Annotated in this window: 7 protein-coding genes and 3 pseudogenes; 2 read left to right on the top strand and 8 right to left on the bottom strand. The window is 56.5% G+C overall.

Annotation, left to right across the window (positions count from 1 at the left end; all coding sequences use genetic code 11):
• Positions 1-144: 144 nt before the first annotated feature.
• Positions 145-1,575 (top strand): contractile injection system protein, VgrG/Pvc8 family, encoded by a 1,431-nt coding sequence (locus ACYP2A_RS15685; RefSeq protein ID WP_459746350.1) that lies wholly within the window; start codon positions 145-147, stop codon positions 1,573-1,575.
• On the opposite strand, the gene ACYP2A_RS15680 is transcribed toward ACYP2A_RS15685, so the two are convergent.
• The 5 genes from ACYP2A_RS15680 to ACYP2A_RS15660 form a co-directional block, all read right to left on the bottom strand.
• A complete protein-coding gene (locus tag ACYP2A_RS15680; protein ID WP_459746918.1) occupies positions 1,477-2,817 on the bottom strand; it encodes an MATE family efflux transporter in 1,341 nt (446 codons plus the stop codon). The two genes, ACYP2A_RS15685 and ACYP2A_RS15680, sit on opposite strands and share 99 nt — an antisense overlap.
• A gap of 91 nt (positions 2,818-2,908) precedes the next feature.
• Positions 2,909-3,223, bottom strand: coding sequence for a hypothetical protein (locus ACYP2A_RS15675; protein ID WP_459746349.1), 315 nt, complete (start codon positions 3,221-3,223; stop codon positions 2,909-2,911).
• Between the two features lie 59 nt (positions 3,224-3,282).
• Positions 3,283-3,594, bottom strand: coding sequence for a hypothetical protein (locus ACYP2A_RS15670; RefSeq protein WP_459746347.1), 312 nt, complete (start codon positions 3,592-3,594; stop codon positions 3,283-3,285).
• A gap of 438 nt (positions 3,595-4,032) precedes the next feature.
• Complete coding sequence (locus tag ACYP2A_RS15665) at positions 4,033-4,278, bottom strand: hypothetical protein (protein ID WP_459746344.1); 246 nt, start codon at positions 4,276-4,278, stop codon at positions 4,033-4,035.
• Positions 4,275-4,577: a hypothetical protein gene (locus ACYP2A_RS15660; protein WP_459746341.1), complete on the bottom strand. Its 303-nt coding sequence runs from the start codon at positions 4,575-4,577 to the stop codon at positions 4,275-4,277. The genes ACYP2A_RS15665 and ACYP2A_RS15660 overlap by 4 nt, the downstream gene beginning before the upstream one ends.
• 40 nt (positions 4,578-4,617) lie before the next feature.
• Between ACYP2A_RS15660 and ACYP2A_RS15655 the strand changes: the two are divergent.
• Positions 4,618-4,932: pseudogene (locus ACYP2A_RS15655) on the top strand (transposase); the annotation flags it as partial.
• Between the two features lie 127 nt (positions 4,933-5,059).
• Here the strand turns inward: ACYP2A_RS15655 and ACYP2A_RS15650 are convergent.
• The 3 genes and pseudogenes from ACYP2A_RS15650 to ACYP2A_RS15640 form a co-directional block, all read right to left on the bottom strand.
• Positions 5,060-5,425, bottom strand: a complete 366-nt coding sequence (locus ACYP2A_RS15650; RefSeq protein ID WP_459746340.1) for a hypothetical protein — start codon at positions 5,423-5,425, stop codon at positions 5,060-5,062.
• Positions 5,425-8,532, bottom strand: a pseudogene (locus ACYP2A_RS15645) (DUF637 domain-containing protein); the annotation flags it as partial. The pseudogene ACYP2A_RS15645 and the gene ACYP2A_RS15650, both read right to left, overlap by 1 nt.
• A gap of 9 nt (positions 8,533-8,541) precedes the next feature.
• Positions 8,542-8,665, bottom strand: a pseudogene (locus ACYP2A_RS15640) (IS5/IS1182 family transposase); the annotation flags it as partial.

The raw sequence follows: 8,665 nt of genomic DNA, 5'->3' as shown, positions 1-8,665 counted from the left end.
GGCCAGATGACAGTCATCTGGCCGCACCGATGTAAGAAAAATCCTCAGGCGCTGTAGGGCGCTTCCTGTTATTGCTCTGGCTCTCTACCTGGCCTCGCTTCTCGACGAGAATTGGCGTTCGCCCCGTCATAAAGAGAGCCTCCAATGCCCGATTCACCGAGCGTGCCGCGCTTTCGTCTGGACATTGGCGGCGTGCGGCAACGTCTGGCCGTTGTGTCTTTTCGGGGGCGCGAAGCGATCAGCCAGCCTTATGCCTTTACCCTCGATGTGCTTTGCAGTCCCGACATCACACCGGCACAGTTGATGTACCAGTCGGCTTTTCTGGCATTGGATGATGGGCACGCAGGTTTTCACGGGCAGATCCATGCCGTGACCCGCCACCATTACCGACCGGGACCGGTGAGTCTGCAGGTCAGCCTTGGCCCGCGTCTGGCGTGTCTGGCGCAGCGCTACACGCCCAGGGTGTTTCAGTCCATGAGCGCCACGCAAATCATCGAGCAGGTACTGAGCGAGCACGGCTTGCTGGAGGACAGCTACCGCTTCGAACTCAAGACGCTGTGCACCGAGCGAGCGTTCTGCGCTCAGTACTGCGAAAACGATCTGGAACTGGTCCAGCGGCTATGCGCCGAGGAAGGCATTCACTATCACTTCGTCCATTCGCCGCACCACCATGAACTGGTCTTCGGCAGTGGCCTGCATGGCGCCCGCCGTACGCCCGAGGCGCCCTGGCGCACGCGGCTCGACGTGCCGGGGGTGACGCGTTTCACGGTCTTGAATAACGGGCCTGGCAGGGCACACAGCCGCGCCGGCCAGCGCGCCGAGGGGCACAGCACACTGGCCTTCGTGAATAGTGGACACTTGCTGCCGGTGACCGGCCATGTGCGTGCCGAATGCAATCACCTGTGGCGGGTGACCCATGTCGATCACCGGGGGGCTGGCGCTTACGGCAACCGCTTTGTCGCCTTGCCCTGGGAGGTCGGTATCAGCGTGCCGCCGGTATCGGCCAAAAGCTTGCCGGCATTGCAGCGGGCGTGGCTGGTCGGGCCACCTGGGCAGGAGGCAAGACGCGACGCGGCCGGGCGCGTGAAGGTGCAGTTCGAATGGGTTTTGCAAGGGCATGGCGCGCGTTTTGCCGATTGCTGGTTGCCGGTCGATCCCGGCACGGGTGGGCCGTTGTACGCAGGCATGGCGGTGTTGGTGGGCTTGCCGACACCCCCCGATACCCTGCCGGTGGTGATTGCCCGGCTGGATCAGCCCGCGAACGAGCCGTGCACCGTGGTGGATACACCCCCCAGGGTTCAGGCCCGGCTCGACCCGGGCTGGCTGGTGGACGAGGGCGGTGTGCTGAACATCGATGGCGGGCCACGCCTTGAGCTGGCACCCGGCGCTGCACTGGCGGTGCAGGTTGGGGCCAGTGAAGTCCGCCTGGACGCCGAGGGCTTGAGCTTGAGCAGCCCGACGGTCAGTTTCAGCGTGTCAGCGAACAAACCAGCCGTCATTGCGGCTCAGGCGCCAGGCGATAAGGCCCAGGCTGGCGCCGCGCAGCAAGGTGAAGAGCAGGAAGGTCAGCCATAGCGCATGGTTGCCGTGGTTGTAGGCCAGTGCGGCGACCGGAGTGATCAAGGCCACACTGGTCAGCATGGCATTACGCATTTCTCGCGCGCGAGTAGCGCCGATGAACAGCCCGTCGAGCAAGTAGCTCCAGACCCCCAGCAACGGCATCGCCGCCAGATACGGCAGATAAACGATAGCGGTCTCGCGTACCGCCGGGATATCGGTTTGCAAAATAATGAACCAGTGCCCGCCCGCCAGAAGTGCCGCCGCAAACAGCAGGCTGGCAATCAGCGACCAGCCGCCGGCAACTACCAGATGGCGGCGCAGCGCGGTGCGGTCGCGGGCGCCGATGGCATGTCCGCACAGCGCCTCGACGGCATGCGCCAGGCCGTCCAGTGCGTAGGCGGTCAACAGCAGGCCGTTGAGCAGCAAGGCATTGGCAGCCACGGTGACATCGCCGAGCCGCGCGCCTTGCACGGTGATCATAAACATCACCGATTGCAGCGCCAGCGTGCGCAGGAAGATATCGCGATTGACTCCCAGCAAGGGTCGCCAGTTGCGCCATACCCCCAGCGCCCGCCAGATAATCTGCCCCGGCCAGGCGCGCAGGCTGCCCCGCATCAAGACCAGGCCCAGCAGCACACCGAGCCATTCGGCCAGCACCGAGGCACGCGCCGAGCCGACCACACCCCAGTCCAGCCCCAGCACAAACCACAGGTTGAAGGCGATATTGGCAACATTAGTGGTCAGCAGAATCGCCAGCGGCGCACGCGCATTCTGGATGCCGAGAAACCAGCCGATCAGCGCAAAACTGGCCAGGGTCGCAGGCAGGCCGTACAGCCGGGTATGAAAGAACGCCAGCGCCGACTGTTGCAGCTCGGCCGACGGCTGCATCAAGCCCAGCGCCAGGTGACTGAACGGCACCGCCAGCGCCGCCAGGCTCAAGGCCAGGCCCAGCGCCAGCAACAGCCCTTGCAGCAGAATGCGCCGCAACGCCACACCATCATCGCGCCCGGCCGCCTGTGCGGCAAAGCCGGTGGTGCCCATGCGCAAAAAAAGCATGCCCGAGGCCAGAAAGGCGTACAGCGTCGAGCCGACCGCCACTGCACCCAGTTGGTGGGCATGCGGTAAATGGCCGATGACAATGCTGTCGACCAGAGCGACCAGGGGGACGGAAATATTCGACGCGATCATCGGCGTCGCCAGCCCCCAGACCCGTTTGTGGGTCGGGCGATGACGCCAGTCGCTGGACAGCGTGGACAGATGAATAGACATGCAGGCTCCGGTCGAGGGCCGGCATTGTAGCGAGACTTGTCGGGTTTTGTGGGGGGCGCAGGCGATGTTTTGCGTTCACCTATTCTTGAGAAGCCAAGTTGTCAGCTGACTGGTGAAGGGCGGCCATAAGCGCTTCAGGATCGAGATTCCATTTATCCTCTCCAGCAGGCGGGTAAATTTCTATTTCGATAGGGCTTCCTGGTCCATGCGATACCTCCGCGAACTGATGAGACCCTGACCAGATTTCGATGACGCAATTTTCTCGATCCGGGGCGTTTGCGATCAGGGTAGATAAACGACTCATGGTTTCGGCGGCTCTAATAAACTCTATCTCGCTTTCTATATCTAAATCTTGCCCTTTCGCAAAAGAGAAGTTGAGAAGTTTAGCTCGCAACGCAAGCTGCTTAAGCGATCCAGGCAAATCATTAATGGTAATTGGGCTTATCGGCGACGCTACAGGCTCATATTTATTTGAGCGCTCGCGAATCGTTCGATGTACATCTCGCCAGTCATACACAAAAAAACCTTTTTTGCCATATCATAAAAATCGTCAGGACGCTTTGCCTGAATAAGAAGGCGAGCTTCAGAAACGATAGGAAGATTTTCGATAGCCTCCTCCATATTCTCTATCGCAAATGAACAGTCATGCAGCATGCCAACCGGAGTTGGCCCACTCCCTACAGTAAAAAATACTCCAAGGTTTAGCTCGCGATCGGTAGCAAGCCAAACATAATCCAGCCCATCGGGGTATGCATCGCTACTCATATTAGATTACTCATCAGATTTGAATCGAGTCCCAGGAGGGAATGGTTCACGACCATAAGTAGATTCGCAACGAGGGCATACAGGGACTTGGTCGCCAGTCCTGGGACGCATCGCCTCCGTAAAACAAACGTCCTCTTTGTTACCTCCTAAGGCATCGACCACATGATCTTCCGCACATTTTCCACCGCCACAGGGCCCTGCAGCAACCTCACAAGTCTTTACGTTGTAGCCACCTGTAAAAGTTGCAGGGTTTTGCCTTTCAATGATGCAAGTGATTCAGCTAAAGTGGGTGCCAGAAAGTAAGCTGACAATCAATGCCGGGTTCCGCATGGGCTTTGGGGCTGAGGCATAGGCGCCTTGGCGCAGTCACCTGACTTTCTGAGACCCACTTAACGTATCACATGCTGCTAATGTCTCTACGTCTATTGCACCATAAAATTAGACGGAGTCGTTATTCTCTAATGCTTGCGGCAAAAAAAGTTTCGCCCTGTTTAATATTTCGGTTAAGTCTTCAATACCTAGAATCAAACTCAACTCTCTCGGGTAGACGGTGAAAACAAGATCTCGCTCCTCAGTCACTGCAATCTCAAGAAATGGCTCTGTTTCACCTTGCAGGTACACACAAAGATATGGATAGGTACTATGGATATCGCCAACTTTTTCGAAGATTAATTCACGCATCATTTTTGCATCCCTCTAAAGCCAATAAATTCACCAGAAGCACTCCAGCTAGCAGCCCTCCCGTCTGGTAAAGAGTAGGTTACCCAGCCATTGGGGTATCTACCACCAGCACCCGTGGTTTTTACTCCATTTTCCAAAATATTCCGAACAGACTTTCCTGCTAAATCGTTTAGCTGAGCATCTGAGCGATAGACCTGACGTAACTCCTGCGTAGAATTGAATCCAAAATATTCAGGATGTTTAGTAACTGCTCTACCCGCATTGGTAATAGCTTGGCCGTCTTTGAATGGCGGCAGTCGCAAAAACTGAGTGCAACACCTCGACCTCACGTAAGGTGCGGCGATGTCTTATACCGAACTCAGCATCGAAGAACGCGTCACCATTTATGTCGGACAATACCGAGATCTCTGTCAGCGAGAGATTGCGCGTCTGCTGGGGCGTAGTCCTTCCACGATCAGCCGCGAGTTGCGAAGGAACACTGCTCCCACCGGAGGCTATAGGGCCTGCGAGGCCCAGGCCCTTACTCGCGAGCGTCAAAAAATCTGCTGCCCCCCCAAAAAAAGCTAGTGCCGGGTAATGAACTGTTCGAGCTGGTTACTCACTTGCTTCGAGAGCGCTTTTTCTCCCGAGCAGATCGCGGGCAAGCTGCGCGTTATGAAAAAAATCTGAAGAAACTTACGTTTGTCGGAATTGCATAAAAGCCTCCGCATTACTGCTTGAATCCCAGACGCCTCATCTGAGAGTAAAGTGTTACACTCTGCTTTACGGTCGTAACCTCACTCTGCTACTTTAGATAAAGCTCCTTAACTAACTCTATCTCTGCAGAAAGCTCAGAACTTACTCCTCGATCATTTTTTTCTACCATACTCAGCATATCAAATTTTCTATACGTATCAGACAAAAAAACCAACATGTCTTGAGCATACAGACTGCTTTTCGAAAGTTTTAGCCCATGAGTCGCCCCCCACTTATATATAGCCGTTTGCAGAATAACATTAACGACTAGATCATCACCCTGCAGAAGCTCAGTCTCATCTTGCACATAGGCAAATGCCTGCTCAGGCGTTAGGCTTATCGTACCTAAAGCCGCGCTGTACAGCCGCTGTACAACCTGCTGAATCTCGTCATACGTCATCTTTTCGTAGGGCACTATTTATCCACCGTAAAAACATTAAGTTGAATATTCGGATACCTATCACGAAATTGATTGATGACACCACTACAGCTAGGACACACCATTTTTTCAGACATTAGATTGATTCGCCCAGCTACTGCGCTATTGTTACCTAAACGCTGTGCAATTGTTTCAAGAATTTTAAACTCCGTATCCATATCTCTCAAGTAAGCTTCAGGCGTATCAATGTATCTAGACGTAGCCCGCTGAGGCTTTAATAGCCAAGACTCTAAATTACCAGCCGGTTTTGGCAGAAACTCACCAGTACGAACCTCATATTGACTAAAAGATTTCATCACCAGTATCTCCTTGGACAAGGCGTCAATTTTTATTTCTGCAAACGCTGCATTACCTCCAAGTGGTAGATCACGACGAATATCCGTGATTGCCGATGAAAGCCGCTCTCTAATTTCTGGAGCACTTGAATTAGACACGTAAGTAAGACGCTCGCCTCTTTCTCCTTTAGGGATTTGCGCGAAATTAGATGTCTTTCCTCCTGCTGCTGTCGACACCTCCTTGCCCATACCGGTGGCCGCCTTGGGAATGCCCACCGTGGCCATCCCCAGTGCCCCAAGCACCATATTCCCCGCCGCGTTCCAGGTATCTCCCTCAACGGCTTGCTTTGTTCCCTGAGCAAACTGTAGCGCACCGTTGGTCGCTGCAGCTGCACGGATCGCTCCGCCGAGTGGACCCGCCAAGAAGTACAGGGCCGGGCTGCCAACCTCAGCAGCATCCCGCTGCTTTTGGTCAATCAGTAACAGGCCTTTGGCACTTTCATAGGTCTGCTGATCAGGGCTCTTGTCTCGGCCCGTATATTTGCCCCACGTACCCAATTCACTCTCGGCCCAAGCAACCTTGTCCTGGTTGCGGCCTGCGAACGGGAATCCGTAGACAGGAACCCGGCTTCCGTTGAGTAACTGATCGAGATTGATCTGCGCAGCTTGTTCACCGCCTGGCTGTCGAGCCTGTTCGTAAACGTAAACCTGCAGATAAGCCGTCAGTTCCGCGAGATCGCCTGAGTTCAGCGAAGCCGGATCGCGCTTATAGGCTTCCAGCAGGTTATCACTGCGATGATCGGCACCTTCGAGGCTGACCAACTCTCGGGCTTGTTGCGCAGTACCTTCCCGGCGGAATTTCTCACGCACCTCGTCACGTTTTTTGGCAGAGTGGTCACCAAGAAAGTTGTATTGAGTGGCGTTTTTGGCGACCCAGGTGGCTTTCTCCAGCTTCTCGACATCCACATCGTCCTGACTGGCGGCAGCGACAAGGCCAACGATCTGCGAACTCATGGTCAGCAGGGTTTCGTTGCCGTCCACCAGTTTGTTCAGATGAACGACCAGCGCTTCGTTCGCCCCTGCGGCCAGCGCACCTGTTCGGAAATCGCCACCTGTGGCGGTGGAAAGCAGCCCGCCGACCATGGCGTGAATGGCGACTTTTTGTAGAGAGCCGTTCGGGATGTCTACGGTGTAGTCGCCGACAGCGTTGAAGCTGGCAGCGGCCAGAGTATTGAACAATGCACTCTGAAGCGCATCACGGGTGCTTCCGCCTTGACCCAAAGCCTTGCCCAGCGCCATGGAAGTGCCGCTTTGCAGTGTCTGGTTAGCAGCAAACTGACCGACCCCTTCCCAGGTGTACAGCTTTGGCCCGACAACCTTGCCGCTGGCAACATCAGTGTGAGTGCCAGTCCAATCGTCGAAATAACCTGCCGTTAGCCCTGCTGTGGTGCCCGCAATCGCGTAGCCCTTTATTGCATCCGACGAGGTGACATCCTTGAACACTGCCCCCAGATTACCGCGGTTGTTGACCGCACTGATGGACGCTGTGGTGGCGGCGCTCACAGAGATGGCAGAACCTGCCGCTGCCACGCCGGTCCCCGCCGCTCCGAAAGCGGTCATGGCAGCAGGCCCGAGGAAGGCAGCCATCAGAATGGCGATCACCAGTTGTGCACCCACGCCCAATCCGGAGTGGTTGTATTTGAACGACTGATGGATTTCTTCCACCTGCCGCCAATCCACATCCCCGCGTTTCTCGGCCTCTTTCAACCACGCCAGTTGCGGATCAGTCTTGACCATCGCGTCAATGGCCTGGCTCACGGTCTGCTGGTCGACCTGCTTCACGTCGATCTGCAGCCCTTCCACCGCCCTAATCGCCACCTCGCCCTGAGCGATCATCTGGCTCTGGCGCACGGTTTCGTCCGTGCTGCCCTTGCCCTTCATGCTGTTCCAGGCCAGATCGCTTTTGCTCTTCTCGTGGCTCTCCTGATGCAGGTCTTTCACGCCTTCGAAAGCAATCGCGCCACCGCTTTGCAGCGTCAGGTCGTTGCCGCTGTTGAGCTTCGCGGCCTGGTAGCGTTGATTGCCTTCGCTGACCAGCAGCAGGTCGCCGCCGGTGGTGATCTGGCTGCCGACATGGCGAATGTCGGTCACTTCGTCGCGCTGGGTTTTCTTCGCGCCGAAGCTGCCTTTTTTCTTCATGTCGTACAGTGAATAGTCGTAATTCTGCGCGGCCAGCAAATTCAGCTCATTGCCGGCATACAGATACGCCTCACCGCCAGCCTTCACGCCACTGGCCGTCAGGATGATGTCCTGCCCGGCGCTCAGTGCCGCGCTGCCGCCAGCCGTCAACTGGCTACCCACCTGACTGACGTGGTCTTCCTGCGCAGTCACCTTTTTGGTCTTGCTGTAGTAATGACTTTCGTTGGCCGCCGCCGCGATATTCAGGTTGTTGCCGGCGATCAGCGACAGTTCGTTGCCTTGAATCAGCGCGCCGTTGGCGGCCAGGCGGTTGTTGGCCTGGGCCAGGTACAGCACCGGCACCAGCACGTGTTCGCCGCGCACCACCTGGTCTTTCATCCAGACGATGTCGTGGGTCAGTGCCGCCACTTGTTCGCCGGACAGGCCGACGCCGACGCTGAGGTTCAGCGCCGACTGGCTGGCGATGGCGTTGTCCATCAGGTACTTGAACATCGCTTCGTCGCGGGTCAGGCCGTTGATGAAGCGCTGGCCGGTGCGGGCGACGACGGCTTGCTGGATCAGGCGTTGTTCGTAATAGCCGTCGCCCAGGCCCAGGCCGTCGAGCAGGTAGCGGTGGGGCTAGGTTTTGTACGAAAAGTATTGCCGCATACAACGCAGACTGCAGGCCAGCGTGACCATGGCTGCAAAGCTCCTGGCCAGCTTGTCGTAGCGAGTGCCTATTCTGCGGTTCTCCTTTAGCCAG

The organism is Pseudomonas sp. 3A(2025), assembly GCF_054589175.1.
Note: the sequence above shows the minus strand (reverse complement) of the source record. Positions and strands in the feature narration are given on the sequence as shown.